The 19,875-nt window shown below is 69.1% G+C and carries 17 protein-coding genes; 9 read left to right on the plus strand and 8 right to left on the minus strand.

The features are described 5' to 3' along the window. From ACXJKH_RS03070 to ACXJKH_RS03080, 3 genes are all read left to right on the plus strand, one after another. The coding region (locus tag ACXJKH_RS03070) for a Zn-binding domain-containing protein (RefSeq protein ID WP_457318255.1) at positions 1-763 on the plus strand (763 nt) is incomplete at its 5' end. Further along, entirely contained in the window at positions 760-1,878 is a 1,119-nt protein-coding gene (locus ACXJKH_RS03075; protein WP_457318256.1) for a ribonuclease H-like domain-containing protein, read from the plus strand. The genes ACXJKH_RS03070 and ACXJKH_RS03075, both read left to right, overlap by 4 nt. Positions 1,879-1,970: 92 nt before the next feature. Further along, positions 1,971-2,291: an I78 family peptidase inhibitor gene (locus ACXJKH_RS03080; protein WP_256777303.1), complete on the plus strand. Its 321-nt coding sequence runs from the start codon at positions 1,971-1,973 to the stop codon at positions 2,289-2,291. A 45-nt stretch (positions 2,292-2,336) separates the two neighbouring features. Here the strand turns inward: ACXJKH_RS03080 and ACXJKH_RS03085 are convergent, their stop codons facing one another. From ACXJKH_RS03085 to ACXJKH_RS03095, 3 genes are all read right to left on the minus strand, one after another. Continuing rightward, on the minus strand, positions 2,337-3,227 hold the full coding sequence (locus ACXJKH_RS03085) for a hypothetical protein (protein WP_457318257.1): 891 nt from the start codon (positions 3,225-3,227) through the stop codon (positions 2,337-2,339). Between the two features lie 142 nt (positions 3,228-3,369). Further along, a complete protein-coding gene (locus ACXJKH_RS03090) occupies positions 3,370-5,181 on the minus strand; it encodes a M56 family metallopeptidase (protein ID WP_457318258.1) in 1,812 nt (603 codons plus the stop codon). Positions 5,182-5,184: 3 nt separating this feature from the next. Next, on the minus strand, positions 5,185-5,571 hold the full coding sequence (locus ACXJKH_RS03095; protein ID WP_256777300.1) for a BlaI/MecI/CopY family transcriptional regulator: 387 nt from the start codon (positions 5,569-5,571) through the stop codon (positions 5,185-5,187). A 201-nt stretch (positions 5,572-5,772) separates the two neighbouring features. On the opposite strand from ACXJKH_RS03095, the gene ACXJKH_RS03100 reads away from it, so the two are divergent. Next, positions 5,773-6,915 carry a serine hydrolase domain-containing protein gene (locus ACXJKH_RS03100; RefSeq protein WP_457318259.1) on the plus strand — a complete coding sequence of 381 codons (1,143 nt, stop codon included), beginning with the start codon at positions 5,773-5,775 and terminating at the stop codon, positions 6,913-6,915. Here ACXJKH_RS03100 and ACXJKH_RS03105 read toward each other — a convergent pair. Continuing rightward, complete coding sequence (locus tag ACXJKH_RS03105) at positions 6,872-7,981, minus strand: SDR family oxidoreductase (RefSeq protein WP_457318260.1); 1,110 nt, start codon at positions 7,979-7,981, stop codon at positions 6,872-6,874. The genes ACXJKH_RS03100 and ACXJKH_RS03105 overlap by 44 nt on opposite strands. A gap of 158 nt (positions 7,982-8,139) precedes the next feature. Between ACXJKH_RS03105 and ACXJKH_RS03110 the strand changes: the two genes are divergently transcribed. Beyond that, positions 8,140-8,481 (plus strand): hypothetical protein, encoded by a 342-nt coding sequence (locus ACXJKH_RS03110; RefSeq protein ID WP_256777297.1) that lies wholly within the window; start codon positions 8,140-8,142, stop codon positions 8,479-8,481. A 9-nt stretch (positions 8,482-8,490) separates the two neighbouring features. Here ACXJKH_RS03110 and ACXJKH_RS03115 read toward each other — a convergent pair whose 3' ends face one another. Next, complete coding sequence (locus tag ACXJKH_RS03115) at positions 8,491-9,555, minus strand: DNA topoisomerase IB (protein ID WP_457318261.1); 1,065 nt, start codon at positions 9,553-9,555, stop codon at positions 8,491-8,493. A 135-nt stretch (positions 9,556-9,690) separates the two neighbouring features. Between ACXJKH_RS03115 and ACXJKH_RS03120 the strand changes: the two genes are divergently transcribed. The 3 genes from ACXJKH_RS03120 to ACXJKH_RS03130 all read left to right on the plus strand — a co-directional run bounded on the left by ACXJKH_RS03120 (position 9,691) and on the right by ACXJKH_RS03130 (position 16,258). Next, entirely contained in the window at positions 9,691-10,092 is a 402-nt protein-coding gene (locus tag ACXJKH_RS03120; RefSeq protein ID WP_256777295.1) for an I78 family peptidase inhibitor, read from the plus strand. 177 nt (positions 10,093-10,269) lie between these two features. Further along, entirely contained in the window at positions 10,270-14,724 is a 4,455-nt protein-coding gene (gltB, locus tag ACXJKH_RS03125; RefSeq protein WP_457318262.1) for a glutamate synthase large subunit, read from the plus strand. Between the two features lie 88 nt (positions 14,725-14,812). Next, a complete protein-coding gene (locus ACXJKH_RS03130; RefSeq protein WP_256777293.1) occupies positions 14,813-16,258 on the plus strand; it encodes an FAD-dependent oxidoreductase in 1,446 nt (481 codons plus the stop codon). Positions 16,259-16,686: 428 nt separating this feature from the next. On the opposite strand, the gene ACXJKH_RS03135 is transcribed toward ACXJKH_RS03130, so the two are convergent. Further along, positions 16,687-16,977 carry a hypothetical protein gene (locus ACXJKH_RS03135; RefSeq protein WP_457318263.1) on the minus strand — a complete coding sequence of 97 codons (291 nt, stop codon included), beginning with the start codon at positions 16,975-16,977 and terminating at the stop codon, positions 16,687-16,689. A 161-nt stretch (positions 16,978-17,138) separates the two neighbouring features. On the opposite strand from ACXJKH_RS03135, the gene ACXJKH_RS03140 reads away from it, so the two are divergent. Then, positions 17,139-18,011, plus strand: a complete 873-nt coding sequence (locus ACXJKH_RS03140; RefSeq protein WP_457318264.1) for a methylglyoxal synthase — start codon at positions 17,139-17,141, stop codon at positions 18,009-18,011. Positions 18,012-18,259: 248 nt separating this feature from the next. Here ACXJKH_RS03140 and ACXJKH_RS03145 read toward each other — a convergent pair whose 3' ends face one another. Continuing rightward, positions 18,260-19,048, minus strand: coding sequence for a M48 family metallopeptidase (locus tag ACXJKH_RS03145; RefSeq protein ID WP_457318265.1), 789 nt, complete (start codon positions 19,046-19,048; stop codon positions 18,260-18,262). Positions 19,049-19,150: 102 nt separating this feature from the next. Beyond that, the coding region (locus ACXJKH_RS03150; protein ID WP_457318266.1) for a recombination-associated protein RdgC at positions 19,151-19,875 on the minus strand (725 nt) is incomplete at its 5' end.

Here is a 19,875-nt window from a genome sequence, read left to right on the forward strand (position 1 = left end):
CACCCGCACCCACGTGGACTACTACACCGACAGCATCGACTTCACCAAGCTCAAAGTGCTGGACCGCTTCGACGGCTGCATCGCCGGCCGCGGCGATTCCCACCACGGCGAAGTGCATGTGGTGCGGCGCGTGGCCGGCTACAAGAAAATCCGCTATTACACCCACGAGAACATCGGCTACGGCCCGGTCAACCTGCCCGACCAGGAACTGCACACCACGGCGGTGTGGTGGCAGTTGCCGCAGGCGCTGCTGCTGACCGCGTTCGACAGCAAGCAGGAAGCGCTGGATGGCTTCCTCGGCGCGGCCTACGCGCTGCACATCGTGGCCACCGTGGCGGTGATGGCCGACGCGCGCGACCTGCAGAAGGCCGTGGGCAACGGCGACGGCGCGTGGTTCGCGGTGGCCGACCAGAGTGGGCGCGGCCAGCTGCGCGGCGCCGAGTTCGATGCCAGCGCGATCGAACTGCAGCAGCAGTTCGTGCCCACCGTGTACCTGTACGACAACTTCCCCGGCGGCGTCGGCCTGAGCGAACCGCTGTGGCTGCGCCAGGCCGAACTGCTGCAGCGCGCGCGCGAACTGGTGCAGCGCTGCGACTGCAAGGCCGGCTGCCCGGCCTGTGTCGGCCCGGTGCTGGCCGGCCAGGAGGACGATGCCACCACGCCCCGGGCGCTGGCGCTGAAGGTGCTGGACCTGTTCGACGACCACGCGTTGCCCAGCGCCGCCGAGCGCGAGCGCGTCACCGCCGAGGTGGTGCCGCAGTGAGCCTGAGCCTGGACAAGCTGCGCCTGCTGCGCCGGCAGGCCGGCGATGCCACGCCGGCGCCTGCCCGGGAGTGCGTTGCGGCCAGCGGTGAAACGCTTGCGCCAGCAGGCAATGCGTTGGTCGCTGCCGACCATGCGTCGCCCCCCATCGGCCCATCGGCCGGTCCCCTCCCTGGTGCCGCCAACGACGCCCACGCGCGCAAACCCGCGCCGGCCTCGGTCTTCGCCTGGGTCGAGCAGGAAATCCGCCACAAACCCACGGGAGAGTCTGCCCCGGTTCCGGCAGCGAAGGCGCCTGCACCGACCCTGCGCAAACCCGACGTCGGCGGCCTGCATCGCCTGCTCGGCCTGCGCGGGCGCGGCGCCAGCGCCACCGCCGCCCAACCGCGCGCCACCGCGCAGGACCGCCACATCCCCGGCGAGGAAATCGCGCCAGGCCTGTTCCTGATCCAATCGTTCCTGCCCCAGCCCATCCCCACCCAGGCGCTGTCGCTGGCCTTCGCCAGGCGTGAGGGCGAACAGGTGCAGCCGCAGGACCTGATGTTCTTCGACACCGAGACCACCGGCCTGGCCGGCGGCACCGGCACCCGCGCCTTCATGATCGGCGCCGCCGACTGGCATGCCCATCCCGAACAAGGCGACGGCCTGCGCATCCGCCAATTGCTGATGACCACCATGGCCGCCGAAACCGCGATGCTGCGCGAGTTTGCCGGCTGGTTGCAGCCCAGTACCGTGTTCTCCAGCTACAACGGCCGCTGCTACGACGCCCCGTTGCTGAAGACCCGCTACCGCCTGGCCCGGCAACGCTGCCCGATCACCCCGCTGGACCACGTGGACCTGTTGTTCCCCACCCGCCGCCGCTATCGCGGCACCTGGGAGAACTGCCGCCTGGCCACCATCGAACGCCAGTTGCTGCAGATCGTCCGCGAAGACGACCTGCCGGGCGCCGAAGCGCCTGCGGCGTGGTTGAACTACCTGCGTGGCGGCAGCGCGGTGAACCTGCGGCGCGTGGCCGACCACAACCACCAGGACGTGGTCACCCTGTCGCTGCTGATGCTGCGGCTGGTCGCCGAAGAACAGCGCGAGCGGGAGACGTTGGCGTTGCAGGGTGGCTGAGCCGGCACCGGGTCATGGACGGTGCTTTTGACACCGCGTGAAGCACAGACCCACCACACTGCCCKCTACTTACCGCCCGTGAGGAACGCCGCATGCGTATGACACTCCTGCTTGCCCTCGGCTGTGCCCTGCCCCTGGCCGCCTGCAGCCAACCCCCGAAGAGCAGCGCGCCGACCTCCGAGCCGATGGCCGCCGGCGCCGACAGCGCCAGCCGCTGCGATGCCGAAAAGCTGACCGGCCTGGTCGGGCAGACCGCCAGCGAGGCGGTGATCAGCAAGGCGGTGAAGGACAGCGGCGCCCGCCATGCACGCGTGCTCAAGCCGGGCATGGCGATGACCATGGACTTCCGCGAAGACCGCCTCAGCATCGAAGTGGACGAACAGAACAAGATCGTGCGCGCCAACTGCGGGTAAGCGCACGCTGCCCGATGGCCTCGGTGGCACCGAGGCCCGGTGCGCCTATCCCTGCACTTGCGCTGGATCGACGTGCTCTTCGGCTTGGGTCGCCGCGCCAGCGGAAGGTGTCGCGGTGTCGCCCGGTGCGTCGAGCGCATCGGCGTCGCTCAGCCCAGCCGCTTGCCCCGGCTCGACCTCCATCGCGCCCGCTGCCATGGCGGGCGCATCGACAGCCGCGACCTGCACGTTGGATTCACCGATCAGCGCGGTGATGGTCTCGCGATCCGCCAGCCCGAGCATGTGGGCGATCAACACCGCACATTCCGGGCCGATCTGCCGCGAGGCTTCCGCTACCGCGGCATGATCATTGGCCTGCCACTCCGACAGCGGTCGCTTCTGCTCGAACTGGCCTTGGCAGCTGCCACGTGCGCTGGCACGTCGCGCGCCAGGCGCCTTCAAGGTGGCCGTGACGGTGTAGGACAGGATGTAGTCATCCTTGAACATGCCTTCGTAATCCAGCGACCATTGATCCTGGCGCAGCGCGATCTCGTAACCGGCTTTGGTGTCCTGCGCCACCTGAACGCCGGCCGATCCTGCCCACGCCTGCAACGCCGCCTGCACCAGCACCGCCGGCCCCTGCTGTGCCACCCGCTGGTGGCCGAATTCATTGATGCCGCGTTGGGTCAGGTCGCTGGAAATCTGCGCGACCTGCATCGCGTCCTGCAGGTTGCCGACCGGGCTTCCCATCGCGTTGCCCACCACCATGCCCAGGCCGAAGGCGGCCATGCGCTGGCCCTTGGTCCTGACCGCCACGGTGCCGACGCCCTTCAAGGGCTGGAACACGATACCGGCGGCTTTTACGCCGTCGACGGTGTCGGCCTGCACGGCGCCTGCGGACGGGGAGACCAGCATGGCGCACAGCGCCACCGGCAGTAGCGCGATCGGAAACTTCATGAACATCCTTGTCGAACCGGGAAAGAGTGCAGATGCCCGGGAGCGACGCGTACCGCGCGCCCGCCGCCTGCGTAGGCGTATCGGCAGGGGACGGGCGAACTTGAGTGGCCGGCGACAACGGCGCCCGCGCGGGGCGCTTGCCTCAATTGCCCAGACGCTGCGCCTTGCCGCTTGACAGGGCCTGGTCGATGACGATGCGGACTTCGCGCATCGCACGTGCCGACGCCACCGCCTGCTGCTGGGCCAACGTCGCCTGTTGCCTGCCGAATTCGGCCTGCTGCCGCGCAGCGCTTGCCATCTGACTGGCATCCACCGCCCGGCGCGCGTCGATGCGTGCCTGACGTGCGGCGCGGCTGGCGGCGGAGGCCGCCTCGACGCTGGCCTGACGTGCCGCCTGGTTGGCCACTTCGGCCACATCCACCGAGGCCGTCGCATCGGCGGCGACCTGCAACGACACCGTTGCCATGTGTTCGCCGATGTCTGCCTGGCGATCGCCCAATGCGGCCTGCGCATTGCCCAGCGCGGCCACCTCGGCCTGCGTACGGATCAGCTGCTTGAGCACGGCCGGATCGCGGATCAGGTAGCGCGTCTGGCCCCGACGCACCCACAGGGCGGGTTCGCCGTTACCCGCATCGTGCCGCGCCTGCTTGAGGTCGGCGAGCGAGGCGTTGACCAGGTTGTCGCCGTTGCTCATCAGTACGAAGGCCTGCCCCGGTTGCTGGGAGAGGTTGAGCTGGCCGTGGGTGACGAACGAGGTGTCCGTGCCCAGCGCCTGCGGCTGCTGCGGTGCGCGCGGTGGCGCAGGCGCGGTCGCCGCTGCCGGGGCCTGCGGCGCGGGCATCGGCCTGGGGGCCGACGCAGGGGTCGGCGCCTCCATCGGTTCCGGCGCCGGCAACGGCTCCGCTGGCGTCGGCAGGCTAGGCGCAACGGGAGCGGGCGGCGGCGGCGGGGCTACCGCCGCGACCAGGCGCAGCGGTGCCACGCCGACCAGCACGAACACCGCCGTGATCGCCAGCGCAGCCACGCGCGGAAAACGGCGGGTCTGCTGCAGGCTGAGCAGGCGCCGCTTGAGGCTGCGGAAGTTCGGCGAGGCACTGGCCACGCCCACCGCCGGACGCGGCGCCACCCCCAACTGCACCAGCMGCCGGCCGTAGTCGTGGCGGCAGTGTCCGTGCCCGGCCACCACCGCACCATCGCAGGCTTCCTCGCGGGCCAACGCGTATTCGCGGGCGGCCAGGTGCACCAGCGGATGGAAGAAGAACACGTGCTGCGCCAGCGCCGGCAGCAGGCCCCACCACAGGTCGCGACGCTGCAGGTGGATCAGCTCGTGGGTCAGCGCCATGTCCAGGTCATCGGCACCCATCGTCGGCAGTTCGCGGGCGGGCAGCAGCAGCACCGGGCGCCACGGCCCGATCAGTTGCGGCGACCGGATCTGCGCGGAAATCTTCAGCGTCGGCGCGCGGCGCAGGCCATGCGCTTCGGCCGCCAGGTGCAGCGCTTGCTGCAAGGTGGCATCGGTGCATTCGGCGGCGTCGCGCACCAGCACGCGGCTGTGGCGGTACCCGCGCAGGCTGTGCAGCAGCAGCACCAGCACACCGGCCGCCCACACCGCCAGCAGCAGCGCCGGCCACGACCACAGCGCTGAAGCCGGTGCGGCCATCGCAACCGTCTCCAGTGCGGCAGGCGCCGCGCCGAGCGCGGCGTCCATGGCCGGCAGCGCCACCATGTGCGTGGTCTGCGTTGCCGGCGCCGGCAACACCGCCAGTTCCAGCGGACTGCTCCAGACCAGGCCCAGCACCGCCTGCGCGGCCACCAGCCACCACAAGCGCACGCGTGTTGCGGCCGGCAGGCCGGGCAGCAGCCGGCACACGCCCCACACCAGCCCCACCAGCACCGCGCTCTGCACGCTGGTCCAGCCCAGCCGTGCCAGCAATTCCATCATCATGATGTCCATGGCTCAGCCCTCCCGCTTGCGTGATTGCAACTGCGCCACCAAGGCTTCCAGCTCGGCCAGCTCCTGGTCGCTGACGTCGGCCTTGTGCGACATGAAGGCCACGAACGGCGACACCGATCCCTGCAGGGTCTTCTCCACGAAGCTGGCCACCGCGCCCTGCACCACGCGGTCCTGGCCACTGGTGGCGGCGTAGCGGTACACGCCCTGCACCTGCTTGCGCTGCAGGTAGGCCTTGCCGCGCAGGCGCTCCATCATGGTCAGCACGGTCGAACGGGCCAGGCCACGCGCTTCGCCAAACCCGGCCGCCACCTCACCCACGGTGGCGCCGCCCTGTTCTGCTACGTACTGCAACAGGGCCAGCTCCTGGTCCCCGATGGTCTTGCCGCGCATGGCGCTCTCCGATGACTACACGTGTCGCTACCGTGCCAGTGACTACAACTGTCGTCAAGTGCCGGAGGGCGTGCGCCGACGAACGGCAGCCGACGCGTCCATTAAACCTTTTGGCCCGCCGCCGCATCCAAGCCTGCGAGCCCGGACCGTCCCTGCTCCACCGGCGCCCGGCGTTCGGTGCACCCGCCCAAGGAAAGCTGCATGCGTTCCCGCACCCTCCGCGCCACCGTCCTGGCCGCACTCGTCATGCCCCTGGCGTGCTTCGCCGCTCCGTCCACCGCCTGGGACCAGGCCAACGCGCAGACCCGCCAGTTCGTGCAGGAAACAATGCAGGCCAAGCGCATTCCCGGGCTGCAGATCGCCGTCGTCAAGGACAACCACCTGGTGCTGTCGGAGGCCTACGGCATGGCCAACGTCGAGAATGCCGTCGCTACCACGCGCGATACGCGCTTCCCGCTGAACTCGGCCACCAAGTCCTTCACCGGGGTGGCGATGGCCCAGCTCGCCCAGGCCGGTCGCGTGGACCTGCAGGCCCCCGTGTCGCACTACCTCGATGATCTGCCGCCGGCGTGGGGCAAGGTGCGGGTACGCCAGCTGCTCGCCCACACCTCCGGCCTGCCGGACATTCTCGATGCGCAGGGGCTGCTCGGCGGCGGTACCGAACAGGAGGCCTGGAAGCAGGTCACCGCCCTGCCGGTGGAGGCCGCGCCCGGCGAGCGCCACCGGTACAACCAGACCAACTACGTGCTGCTGGCGCGGATCATCGCCAAACAGTCCGGCATGCCGTACGAGCAGTACATGGCAAAACACCAGTTCAACGTGGTGGGCATGCCGCGCACCACCTTCGGCGACAGCTACGATCTGGTCGCCACTGCCGCCACCATCTACAGCTGGTTCCCGCGCAGGACCGACGCACCGGATGCGCCGGCGCGGCTGTCACACTGGTTCTACGATCTTTCACCGGGGCTGTGGGCCGGCGCCGGCATGCTCACCACCGCCGACGAAGTGGGTCGTTGGATGATCGCGCTGTCCAAGGGCCAGCTGCTCGACAAGGACGGCGTGCGCCGCATGTGGGCGCCGGAGGTCCTGAGCAACGGGACCCCCGGCGCCTGGTCGGCTGGCTGGCCGGTCATGGGCACGGCACCGGATCTGCAGGTCGGCGGCATGGGCGGCGCACGCGCGGCCTTCATCGTGTATCCCGAACGCCGGCTGGCGGTGATCGTGCTGACCAACCTGGTCGGGGCCAACCCGCAGGACTTCATCGCCCCGATCGCCGCCTTCTACACCGACCCGGCCATGCTCAACCGCGCGGACCGCCCATCACCGGCAGGATCACCCCGCTGATGTAGCTGGCGGTGATCGGCGAGGCCAGGAATACGTACGCCGGGGACAACTCCTCCGGCTGTGCCGGGCGGCCCATGTCGCTGTCCTTGCCGAACTCGGCGACGTCGGCAGGCTTCTTGTCGGCCGGGTTGAGCGGCGTCCACACCGGTCCCGGCGCCACCGCGTTGACCCGGATGCCACGCGGCAGCAGCTGGCTGGCCAGCGCCTTGGTGAAGGCATGGATGGCGCCCTTGGTGGCCGAATAGTCGATCAGCGCCTTGCTGCCGAACAGCCCGGTTTCCGAACCGGTATTGATGATGCAGTCGCCTTCCTGCAGGTGCGGCAGCACCGCACGCGCCATCTGGATGTAACCGCCGATGTTGGTCTGCAGGGTCTCCTGCAGGTGTGCATCTTCCAGGTCTTCCAGGCGTTCGCAGTGCAGCTGGAATGCCGCGTTGTTGACCAGGATGTCGATCCCGCCGAATGCCTTGGCGACCTGCTTGACTGCCTTGTTGCAGAATTTTGGATCGCGCACGTCGCCAGCGATCACCACGCAGCGCGCGCCCTCGGCTTCCACGTGCTGGCGGGTGACCTTGGCATCGGCCGCTTCGTCCAGGTGCAGCACGGCCACGTCGGCGCCTTCGCGGGCGAACAGCACCGCTACGGCGCGGCCGATGCCCGAGTCGGCGCCGGTGATGATCGCGCGCTTGCCTTTCAGCTTGCCGCTGCCCCGGTAGTCGGGGGCCAGGAAGCGCGGCGCCAGCTGCAGTTCGTGCTCGTTGCCGGGCTTGGACACCTGCTGCGCCGGCATTGTTTCCGGTTGTTTGCGGGGACCGGCCTGGGTGGCCTTCTTCGTGGCCTTTTTCGCCGCTACCTTCTTCGCGGCCTGCTTGGCCACGCGCATGTCCTTGGCCTTCTCCTGGTCCTGCAGGCGACGCTGGCGCGCGGCCACGCGGGCGGCGCGCGGATCCTTGGCGGCGGCCTTGCGGGTGGCCGTCTTCACCACCGGCGTGCGTTCGGCCGACGGCTTGGCGGCCTTCTCGGCGGCGACGGGAGAGGTGCGGGTGCGGGTCTTGCGGGTGGCCATGCGAGGCTCCTTTGCGAAAGCGTTCAAGTGCACAGGCAGTGTGGACACCCACGCGACCACGCAAAGTGAGCGCGATGTAGGCGTGCCGTGCAGGCTTCATCCGCTGCATACGCGCGCAGCGGCACGCTGCAGTCCGGAAAACCTGCCGGAGTCACCCCATGTACCGCACCCTTGTCGCCGCCGCCGCCCTCGCCACCCTCTCTGCCTGCAGCAGCACCCCGGTGGCGCAGATCCAGCCCATTGACGGGGTGATCTCCGGCCAGTGCCATGTAGACAAGGTGCGCGGCGCGGTCGGGCTGGCCGCCTCGGCCGCCACCGTCGAGCGCGCCCGCGTGGACAGCGACAGCCTGCAGGTCAACGTGGTGCGCGGCCAGCGCGCCGAGAGCGGGCCGACCGCCAGCGGCGCGGCCAACGCCACGCCGGGTGCCGAAAGCGGCGGTGAACGCCTGACCATCGAAACCGGTGGCACCAACAACATCACCGCACTCTACTGCGGCTGATCGACCCGCTCAGGCCGCCCGCGCGCGCTTGACCGTGCGTCGTGCGGCCTTGAGCACCTTCAACGTGGCCTGCTCCCATTGCCGCTCGCCGCGCAGCCCTGCCAGCGCCTTCAGCGAGCCGGCGCGCCAGCCATCGAACACGCACGGATCGATGTAGGACTTTCTGCACACCGACGGCGTGTTGCCCAGCAGGGTCGCCACCTCGCACACCACCTGCTTCTGCAACGCCGCCAGCGCACGTTCGCTGGAGGGTTCGGGCAGCTCGGTGACGGCCAACTGGCGGATGGCTTCCAGCGTCCCGCCCCAGGTGCGGAAGTCCTTGGCACTGAAATCCTCGCCCATCGCGTCGTGCAGGTAGTCGTTGACCATGCTCGAATCCACCGGCTGCACCGCACCCTCATCATCGCGGTACTGGAACAGCGCCTGCCCGGGCAGCTGCTGGCAACCGCGGATCAGCGTCACCAGGCGGCGATCATCCACGTCCACCTCATGCGCCTGTCCGGATTTGCCGCGGAAGCGCATCTGCGCACGCCCGCCCTTGACAAGTGCCAGGTGGCGATTGCGCAGCGTGGTCAATCCGTAGGACCGGTTGTCGCGGGCGTATACCTCATTGCCCACGCGCACCAGCGTCTGCGCCAGCAGCGCAATCACGATGGCCAGCACCTTGTCGCGCGGGAAGCCGGTCAGCTTGAGGTCGCGCCGCAAGCGGCGGCGCAGCCCGGGCAGTGCCGTGCCGAAGGCGATGATGCGGTCGAACTTGCCATCGCCGCGTACCCGCGCCCAGTCCGCGTGGTAGCGGTATTGCTTGCGCCCGCGTGCGTCGCGGCCGGTGGCCTGCAGGTGGCCGTTGGGCAGCGCGCAGATCCATACATCGGTGTAGGCCGGCGGGATCGCCAGCGCGCGGATCCGCGCCAGCGTGGCCGCATCGCGCACCGCCGCGCCATCGGCATCGCGGTAGCTAAAGCCCTTGCCGGCGCGACGCCGCTGCAGGCCGGGCATTTCGTCGCTGACATAGCGCAGGCCGGCCTCGCGGGCGGCGGCGGCTTCGGGGGTGACACTACGGCTGGGGCTCATCGGCGTGCGCGGCAGAAAGGGTCTGCAGTGTTACCCGGTGGCGGTGTGAGGTCGCGTCAATAACGCAACACGAACACCTCACGCCGCGCTTGGCGATATCCTCGGGGTTTCCCTGGTTCCATGTCCGGAGTCTCGATGCCGTCCTTGTCGTTCCGCCGCCTGCGGCGTTCCCTTGGCCTTCTGGCCGTAGTCCCCACCCTGCTGGCACTGGCCGCCTGCCAGGCACCGCCCATGGACGAGCAGGAAGCGGTGGCCACCCATGCGCAGAAAGCGGCCGAAGCCGCCGCTGCCCCGACCGATGAAGCGGGCAAGGCGCTGGAAGCGCCGCCGGTCGGCAATTGCGATGCCACCCAGGTGCAGAGCCTGGTCGGCCAGGCCTATTCCGACGATGTCGGCAGCCAGGCCCAGCAGGATGCCAGCGCCAAGCAGCTGCGCGTACTCAAGCCCAACGACGTCACCACGATGGAGTTCGTCGGCGAACGCCTGAACATCGAAGTGGACGAGAAGGGTGTGATCAGCGGGCTGCGCTGCGGCTGAACAGGGAGCGCCTGGAAGCCACTTCCAGGCGGCTTTTGCAGGGGTTTGGTTGCGCCTGCAACCGTGTATTGCGGCGTTGCAACAACTGTGATCTAGTCGAGTCATCCGGTGCCTCCAGATGCGCTCAACGGATTGAGCGGGGACGAGTGTCGCCGCTCACMCGACTTTGAGGCAGAGATGGCCCCCCGCAACCGCCAAGGGCTTTACGACCCGCAAGATGAGCGCGACGCCTGTGGTTTCGGCATGGTCGCCCAGCTCGATGACCAGCCGTCCCGACTGCTGGTGGATACCGCCATTGCCGCGCTGTCGCGCATGACCCACCGCGGTGGCGTCGCCGCCGACGGCGTCACCGGTGACGGCTGCGGCCTGTTGCTGCGCCGCCCCGACGTCTTCCTCAAGGCCCTGGCTGCCGAAGCCGGCCTCACCCTCGGCGCACGCTTCGCCGCCGGCGTGGTGTTCCTGCCGCATGACGAAGCCGCCGCGCAGGCCTGCCGCGACATCCTGGAACAGCAGCTGCGCGATGCCGGCTGTCGCCCGGTCGGTTGGCGCCCCGTGCCGACCGACCCGAGCGTGTGTGGCCAGCTGGCGCGCGACACCCTGCCGCGCATCGAGCAGGTGTTCGTCGATGCCGGTGCCGAGCAGGACGAGGCCGCGTTCACCCTGGCGCTGTTCCTGGCCCGGCGTCGCAGCGAACAGCAACTGCGCGACCATGCCGATTACTACGTCACCACGCTCAGCCCGAATGCCATCAGCTACAAGGGCATGGTGCTGCCGGACAAGCTGAGCCGCTTCTACGTGGACCTGCAGCGCAACGACCTGGCCTCCAGCGCCATCGTGTTCCACCAGCGCTTCTCCACCAACACCCTGCCGCGCTGGCCGCTGGCCCACCCGTTCCGGATGCTCGCCCACAACGGCGAGATCAACACCATCGAGGGCAACCGCCGCTGGGCGCAGGCGCGCAGCAAGGTGTGGAAGACCCCGCGCTTTGACATCGGCGAGTTCAACCCGGTCATCTCCATGCACGGCTCGGACTCRCAGAGCCTGGACAACATGCTTGAACTGATGGTCAGCGCCGGCATGGAGCTGATCCAGGCGCTGCGCATCCTGGTGCCACCGGCCACGCAGTCGCTGGAGTTCAAGGACCCCGACCTGGCCGCGTTCTACGAGTTCTACGGCCTTAACAGCGAGCCGTGGGACGGCCCGGCCGGCATCGTCGCCTGCGACGGGCGCTATGCCGCCTGCACGCTGGACCGCAACGGCCTGCGCCCGGCGCGTTGGATGCTCACCTCCGACCGCCACTTCCTGGTTGCCTCCGAAGCCGGCGTGTGGGAAGTCCCGGCCGAGCGCGTGGTACGCAAGGGCAAGCTCGGCCCGGGCGAGATGATGGCCATCGACCTCAAGCGTGGCGACCTGCTCGACTCGGACGCCATCGACCGCATCAACCGTGGCCGCGCCCCGTACAAGCAATGGCTGCAGCAGGGCGTGACCTACCTGCAGACCGAGCTGATCGATCCGTCGCTGGTCGAAGAACCCTTCGACGAGCGCACCCTGCGCAGCTACCACAAGCTGTTCCAGCTCAGCAGCGAGGAAGTGGAACAGATCCTGCGCCCGCTGGCCGAGACCGAGCAGGAGGCCACCGGCTCGATGGGCGATGACACGCCGATGGCGGTGTTGAGCCAGCACAGCCGCCCGCTCTACGACTACTTCCGCCAGGCATTCGCGCAGGTCACCAACCCGCCGATCGATCCGCTGCGCGAAGACTGTGTCATGTCGCTGTCCACCCAGCTCGGCAAGGAGACCAACATCTTCCACGCCGGTGCGGAGACGGTGAACCACGTCATCCTCAATTCGCCGGTGCTCAGCCAGCGCAAGCTGCGCCAGCTGATCAAGATGGAGCAGTACGTCGAGAAGAATCGCCTCATCGACCTCTCCTACAGCCTGGACGAAGGCCTGAAGGCCGGCATCGAGCGCATCTGCGCCGAGGCCGAGGCCGCCGCGCGCGAGGGCATCGTGATGCTGCTGCTGAGCGACCGTTATCCGGTCGCCGATCGGCCGATGGTGCATGCACTGCTGGCCACCAGCGCGGTGCACCACCACCTGTCCAACGCCGGGCTGCGCTGCGACATCAACCTGATCCTGGAAACCGGCACCGCGCGCGACGCGCACCACATGGCCTGCCTGCTCGGCTTCGGTGCCACCGCGGTGTACCCGTACCTGGCCTACCAGACCCTGTTCGACCTGGGCCGGCGCGGCATCCTGCAGCTGAGCAAGGGCGGCGAGCAGTCGCAGATCGGCCGCCGCTACCGCAAGGGCATCTACAAGGGCCTGTCCAAGATCATCTCCAAGATGGGCATCTGCACCGTGGCCAGTTACCGCGGCGCGCAGCTGTTCGAGATCGTCGGCCTCGATGACGAGGTGGTCGACCTGTGCTTCCCGGACACCGCCTCGCGCGTGGCCGGCGTCGGCTTTGCGCGCCTGGACGACGAAGCCCGCGAACTCACCGTGCGTGCCTGGAACGACCTGCTGCGCCCGGACGTGGGCGGCGTGCTCAAGTACGTGCACGGCGGCGAATACCACATGTACAACCCGGACGTGGTCATGACCCTGCAGCGCGCCGCGCGCAGCGGCGATGCCGCCGACTGGCAGCGGTACTGCGATGCCGTGCACGGCCGCCCGGTATCGGCACTGCGCGACCTGCTGCAGCTCAAGGCCGCGCCCGTCCCGACCCCGCTGGAAGAAGTGGCCCCGGCTGAAGACCTGTTCCGCCGCTTCGACACCGCCGCGATCAGCCTGGGTGCGTTGTCGCCCGAGGCGCATGAAGCGCTGGCGATCGCGATGAACCGCCTCGGCGGGCGCAGCAACTCCGGCGAAGGCGGCGAAGACCCGGTGCGCTACGGCACCGAGAAGCGCAGCAAGATCAAGCAGGTGGCGTCCGGTCGTTTCGGCGTCACCGCCGAGTACCTGGTCAACGCCGAAGTGCTGCAGATCAAGGTCGCCCAGGGCGCCAAGCCCGGCGAAGGCGGCCAGCTGCCCGGCCACAAGGTCAACGAACTGATCGCGCGGCTGCGTTACGCCAAGCCGGGCATTGGCCTGATCTCACCGCCGCCGCACCACGACATCTACTCCATCGAAGACCTGGCCCAGCTGATCTACGACCTCAAGCAGGTCAATCCGACCGCGCTGGTGTCGGTGAAGCTGGTCAGCCATGCCGGTGTCGGCACCATCGCCGCGGGCGTGGTCAAGGCCGGCGCCGATCTGATCACCGTGTCCGGCCATGACGGCGGCACCGGGGCCAGCCCGGTCAGCTCGATCCGCTATGCCGGCGTGCCGTGGGAACTGGGCGTGGCCGAGTCGCACCAGGCGCTGGTGGCCAACGATCTGCGCGGGCGCACGCTGCTGCAGACCGACGGCGGCCTGAAGACCGGGCTGGATGTGATCAAGGCCGCGCTGCTCGGCGCGGACAGTTTCGGCTTCGGCACCGCGCCGATGATCGTGCTGGGCTGCAAGTACCTGCGCATCTGCCACCTCAACAATTGCGCCACCGGCGTGGCCACCCAGGACGAGCGCCTGCGCGCGCAGTACTTCACCGGCCTGCCCGAGCGCGTGGAGAACTTCTTCCGCCTGCTGGCCGAGGAAGTGCGCGGCTGGTTGTCCTACCTGGGCGTGCGCTCGCTGGACGAGATCATCGGCCGCACCGACCTGCTGCAGCAGTTGGACGTGTCGCCGCGCCCGGGGGTCAAGGTGGATCTGTCGCGCCTGCTGCACCCGGCCGACTACGCGGGCAGCCACTGCGCCGCGCAGCGCCTGTATGAATCGCCGGACAGCCTGGCCACGCAGATGGACGGCCTGCTGGCCCCGGCCATCGCCGGCAAGCTCGGCGGCGAACACCGCTTCCTGATCCACAACACCGACCGCTCGATCGGCACCCGCCTCTCCGGCGAGATCGCACGCACGCACGGCAACCAGGGCATGAGCGATGCGCCGCTGACCCTGCGCTTCCGCGGCACCGCCGGGCAGAGCTTCGGCGCGTTCAACGTCGGCGGCCTGCAGCTGGAGGTTGAAGGCGAGGCCAACGATTACGTCGGCAAGGGCATGGCCGGCGGCCGCCTGGTGGTACGACCGCCGCGCGGCGCGCGCTTTGAGGCACGCAACACCGCGATCATCGGCAACACCTGCCTGTACGGCGCCACCGGTGGCGAGCTGTTCGCCGCGGGCCGGGCCGGCGAGCGCTTCGGCGTGCGCAACTCCGGCGCGCTGGCGGTGATCGAAGGCGCCGGCGACCACTGCTGCGAGTACATGACCGATGGCATCGTGCTGGTGCTGGGCAAGGTCGGGGTGAACTTCGGCGCCGGCTTCACCGGCGGGCTGGCCTACGTGCTGGATATCGACCGCGACTTCGTGGACCGCTACAACCACGAGCTGATCGACATCCACCGCATCTCGGCCGAAGGCTTCGAGAACCATCGCCAGCACCTGCACACGCTGATCAGCCGCCACCGCGAACTGACCGGCAGCATCTGGGCGCAGCAGATCCTCGACGAATTCCGCGACTACGTCGGCAAGTTCTGGCTGGTCAAACCCAAGGCGGCCAGCATCGAATCGTTGACCGACTCACTGCGCCGCGCTGCCTGACCGTCCACGTAGTGCCGGCCGCTGGCCGGCAACCCAAAAATCGTAGCGCCGGGCTCTGCCCGGCGACCGAACAACGCAGGGCCCACCCATGAGCCGCAAGCAAGCCTTCCAGTTCCTCGACCTGCCCCGGACCATGCCGCAGCGCATCCCGGTCGAACTGCGCACCTCCGGCGACTGGGGCGAGCTGTACGGCAAGTTCGGCAAGGAAGACGCGCAGTACCAGGCCGGGCGCTGCCTGGACTGCGGCAACCCCTACTGCAGCTGGAAGTGCCCGGTGCACAACGCCATCCCGCAGTGGCTGCAGCTGGTGCAGGAAAACCGCATCCACGAGGCGGCCACGCTGTGCCACTCGACCAACCCCCTGCCCGAAGTCTGCGGCCGGGTATGCCCGCAGGACCGCCTGTGCGAAGGCAGCTGCACGCTGGAAGAATTCGGCGCGGTCACCATCGGTGCGGTCGAGAAGTACATCGTGGACACCGCGCTGGCCACCGGCTGGCGCCCGGACATGACGGCCGTGGAGCCCACCGGCAAGCGCGTGGCGGTGATCGGCGCCGGCCCGGCCGGACTGGCCTGTGCCGATCGTCTGGCGCATGCCGGGATCCAGGCGGTGGTGTATGACCGCTACGAACAGATCGGCGGGCTGCTGCAGTTCGGCATCCCCAGCTTCAAGCTGGACAAATCGGTGATCAGCCGCCGCCGCAACGTGCTCGAGGGCATGGGCGTGCAGTTCCGCCTCGGCGTGGAGATCGGCCGCGATGTCAGCGTGGACGAACTGCTGGCCGAGTACGACGCGGTGTTCGTGGGCACCGGTGCCTACCGCTATACCGACGGCGGTCTGCTCGGCCAGGATCTCAAGGGCGTGCTGCCGGCGCTGCCATTCCTGGTGCAGAACAGTCGCATCGTCAGCGGCAGCGACGCGCATGGTCGCCCTATCGCCGGCTGGGAAGACCAGATCGCCCTGCCCGACCTGGACGGCAAGCGCGTGGTGGTGCTCGGCGGTGGCGACACCGGCATGGACTGCGTCCGCAGCGCCGTGCGGCTGGGCGCAGCCAAGGTGACCTGCGCCTATCGCCGCGATGAGGCCAACATGCCCGGCTCGGCGCGCGAGGTAGCCAATGCCCGCGAAGAAGGCGTGCGCTTCCTGTTCAATCGCCAGCCGCTGTCGATCGAAGCCGGCGCCGATGACGAAGTGATCGGGGTGATGGTGGTGGAAACCCAGCTCGGCGCGCCCGACGCGCAGGGGCGTCGCAACGCGGTGCCGATCGAAGGCAGCGAATCGCTGCTGGAAGCGGACGTGGTGATCATCGCGTTCGGCTTCTCGCCCAGTACCCCCGCCTGGCTGACCGCGCAGGGCGTGGAAGGCGGACACAACGGCCGCATCATCGCCGGTGGCAAGGACCGGCTGCCGTTCCAGACCGCGCATCCGCGCCTGTTCGCCGGTGGCGATGCCGTGCGCGGTGCCGACCTGGTGGTGACGGCGGTGGCCGAAGGCCGCGATGCGGCCGGCAGCATCGTGCAGTTGTTGTCGGTGTAACGCGGCGGGCGTGCCGGGGCCGCGCTGCGCGCGGTTGCCGGGCGTGGGCCGGCATTACCGGCTTCGTTGTGGTTGGTGGTGGTTGCCGGGCATGGTCTGGCACTACCGCTTCGTTGGGGTTGGTCGCGTTGCCGGGCATGGCCCGGCACTACCGGTTTCGTTGTGGTTGATCGCGTTGCCGGGCATGGCCCGGCACTACCCGCTTCGTTGGGGTTGGTCGTGGTTGCCGGGTATGGCCCGGCATTACCGGCTTCGTTGCGATTGGTCGTGGTTGCCGGGCATGGCCCGGCACTACCCGCTTCGTTGGGGTTGGTCGTGGTTGCCGGGCTTGGCCCGGCACTACCCGCTTCGTTGTGGTTGATCGCGTTGCCGGGCGGGCCCGGCACTACCGGGGCGGCGGGTAGAGCCGGGCCATGCCCGGCTGCTTTTCAGGCCGCGTTCGACAGCGGCGCGGCCGCGCGTACGCCGGCGCGCTCGATTTCCAATGCCAGCAGCAGCTGGATTTCATCGAGCTGGTCGCGGATGCGCTCGTTGCTGGCACCATCGGCATGTTCCTTGCCGATATGCGCGTCCAGCATGCGCGCCAGGCCGGCCAGCAGCACGTCCGCATCGCCGGCGGCGGCATGCCGCAACAACCGGCCGAGCGCGCGGATGCGGGCGCTGCGGTCATCTGCCGAGGACAGGGCTGACAGGGAGTGAGCGGAATTGGAGGGGGTCATGGCAGGACGTCCTGATTGACTGACAGTACCCACTGTCGGTTATGGCCCACCCACGAACCATGCAACTAATACGAAAACGTGTGAAGGCCGGTGACGGTGGTCGCGCTTTCACACGGCAGGAAGCGACATAGAATGCGGTTTTCCCGTCCCGGACACTTCCCATGCGCATCGGCCTGGCCGCCAACCGCCTGCACCACCATGACAAGCACGCCGCGCTGTTCCGCTGGCTGCGCGCCTGCGACGGCGGGCTGCGCGAGCTGGGGGTGGAACTGCACGCGGTCGGGCGCACCTTCGATGCGATCCGGCGGCTGGGCTTCCTGCCCGACTTCGCGCCGCTGCAGCGCTACCCGAACGGGCGCGAGGGCGGGCTGATGAAACTGGTCGCCGAAGTGGTCGGGATGGGCGCGCCGGAACGCACCCTGGACGGGGCGATCTACCTGATGGACCCGGTCGACCCGTCCTCGGTGTTCCCCGAGGCCACCGCGCTCAAGCGCCAGTGCGTGATCCACGGCAAGCCGTTCATCTCCACCGTGGCCACCGCGCGCGACTGGGTGGAAGTGGAGCGTGTGCACGCCGGGCTGGTCGCCGATCCGGGCGCGGACGACCTGCACGCGTTCGAGCGCCAGACCCTGGCGCTGATCGCCCACGATGCGATGAAGCCGGCCATGCTGGCCTTCGCCGATGCGCATTTCGATCTGTTGTCCCGGTTCCACCACCGGGTCGGCACGGGCACCACCGGCCAGCGCCTCAACGAACTGGCCTGGAGCCGCGGCTGGCCGCAGGACCAGGCGTGGGTGGCGCGCTACCAGAGCGGCCCGATGGGCGGCGATGCGCAGATCGCCGACCGCGTGCTGGAAGGCCACTGCCAGCGCGCGATCTTCTTCGAGGACCCGCACGTGGCACGCCAGCATGAAGCGGACATCCAGCTGCTCGAACGGGCGGTCACCACCGTCACCGACCAGGCCGTGTGCATCACCGCCCCGCGCGTGGCCGAGCGCTGGGCGCAGGCCGCCACCGCGCGGATGGATCGCTGACGGGTCCGACGCGGACGGTATCCACGCATGCCGTGGCCCTCCCCAGCGGAAACATCACCTGAGCACCGGGCAAGACCCGTAAGACGCGTAGCGCCACGCCATGCGTGGATACCGCGCGCCAGCGCGGTACATGCCGCCGCAACCGGATCGTCGACCCGTTGGCCTATCGACCGACGTTGACCCTGACCGACGCGCTGCATCAGGCGTCCAGGACGCCCGGATGACAGGCAGCCACGCATGGCGTGGCGCTACCCCGCCGGAGTGAGCATCTGCCGCAGCATCGCTTTCAGGCGCCGGCCTTCGAGCTGGAAGTAATCCCGCTCGGCATGCCAGTTCGGGAACCGCTGCTCGACTTCGGCCCAGAACGCCGGTGAGTGATTGGCCTGGATCAGATGGCAGAGCTCGTGCACCAGCACGTACTCGAACGCCGACGGCCGCCCCAGCACCAGCGCCAGGTCCAGCGCCATGCTGCCGTCCGGGGCCAGCGAGCCCCACTGCGATGACATCACCTTCAGCCGCAACCGGGCCGGTGCGCGCGGCAGGCCGGGCAGGTAGCGCGGCAGCCACTGGCCGACATCGGCGCGGGTCTGCGCTTCGTAGAATTCGCGCAGCGCGCGGCGCAAGGTGGCGTCGGTGCCGCGCGCGGGCCAATGCAGGCACGCGCCGGCATCGTCCAGCGCCATGTGCGCGTAGCGACCGCTCTCCCAGCGCAACGGCAACAGTTCACCGCGCAGCGGCAGCAGCCCCGGTTCGCCGATCACCAGCGGCGGCGGCAGGTTCTGCGCCTGGTAACTGCGCAGCTGGGTCGACAGCCAATCGCGGTGCTGTTCCAGGAAACGCTCGCCCATCACCAGGCTGGCGCGCGGCGGCAGGGTCAGGCGGACGCCGCGCTCGTCGACGCTGAGCTTGATCCGGCGCGCCCGCGGATCACGCACGCGCAGCACATCGATCTCGGCATCCTCCAGGCGCAGTCGTACCGTATCGCGCTGCACGGTGGGGGCAGCCGGCGAAATGAGGCGGCGGAGGAATCCAGACATGGGTACAGCATAGCGCCGGCGGTGACCGGCGCATGACTGCGCGCTGTTCAGCCGATCCCGGGCGGCGCGCGCTCCCGCGCGCCGCCCGGAACGGTAGGGGCGTCAGTCGGCCTTGCTGAGCTTGAAGGCCGCTTCCAGCAGCAGGAACAGGCGGCGCACTTCACCGCTCTGCAGGGCGAAGCGGGCGTCCAGTTCAGCGCGGCGGCCGTCATCGTCGGCGTGTTCGAGCTGGTCGAGCGCACCATCCAGGAACTTCAGCTTGCGCACGATCAGGTCATCACCGAGCACGAAGGACAGGTTGTCCTCGAACACCAGTGCCAGCTTGGTCACCTGCTTGCCGGCGTCCAGGTGCTTGTCGATCTCGTCGCAGCGCAGTTCCTGGTGCTGGCACTTGACCACCGCCCCGCCCTCGGCCGGGTCCTTCATCTCGCACTCTTCGCCCAGGCTCAGCCCGGTCGGGAGTTCCTCACCGGCGATCCAGCCGGTGAGGATCGAGCGCGGCGCCACTTCGGCGTTGAGCGGCATCGCCGGGAAGCTGCCGAGCAGGCCGCGGATGTCGGACATGACGTTCTCGCCGGTCTTGCGGCTGGAACTGTCCACCGCCACGTAGCCGTGGGTGAGGTCGATCAACGCATCGGTACRCGAGCTCTTCACGAACGCGCGCGGCATCAGTTCGTGCAGCAGGTCGTCCTTGAGCCGCTTGCGCTCGCGGCCGCCGGGCTTGCGTCCTTCCTTCTCTTCGATCTCCTCCAGCTTGCGCGCCAGCAGATCGTTGACCACCGCGCCCGGCAGGATCTTGTCCTCACCGCCAACGGTCAGCCACAGCG

Source organism: Stenotrophomonas sp. P5_B8 (assembly GCF_054049855.1).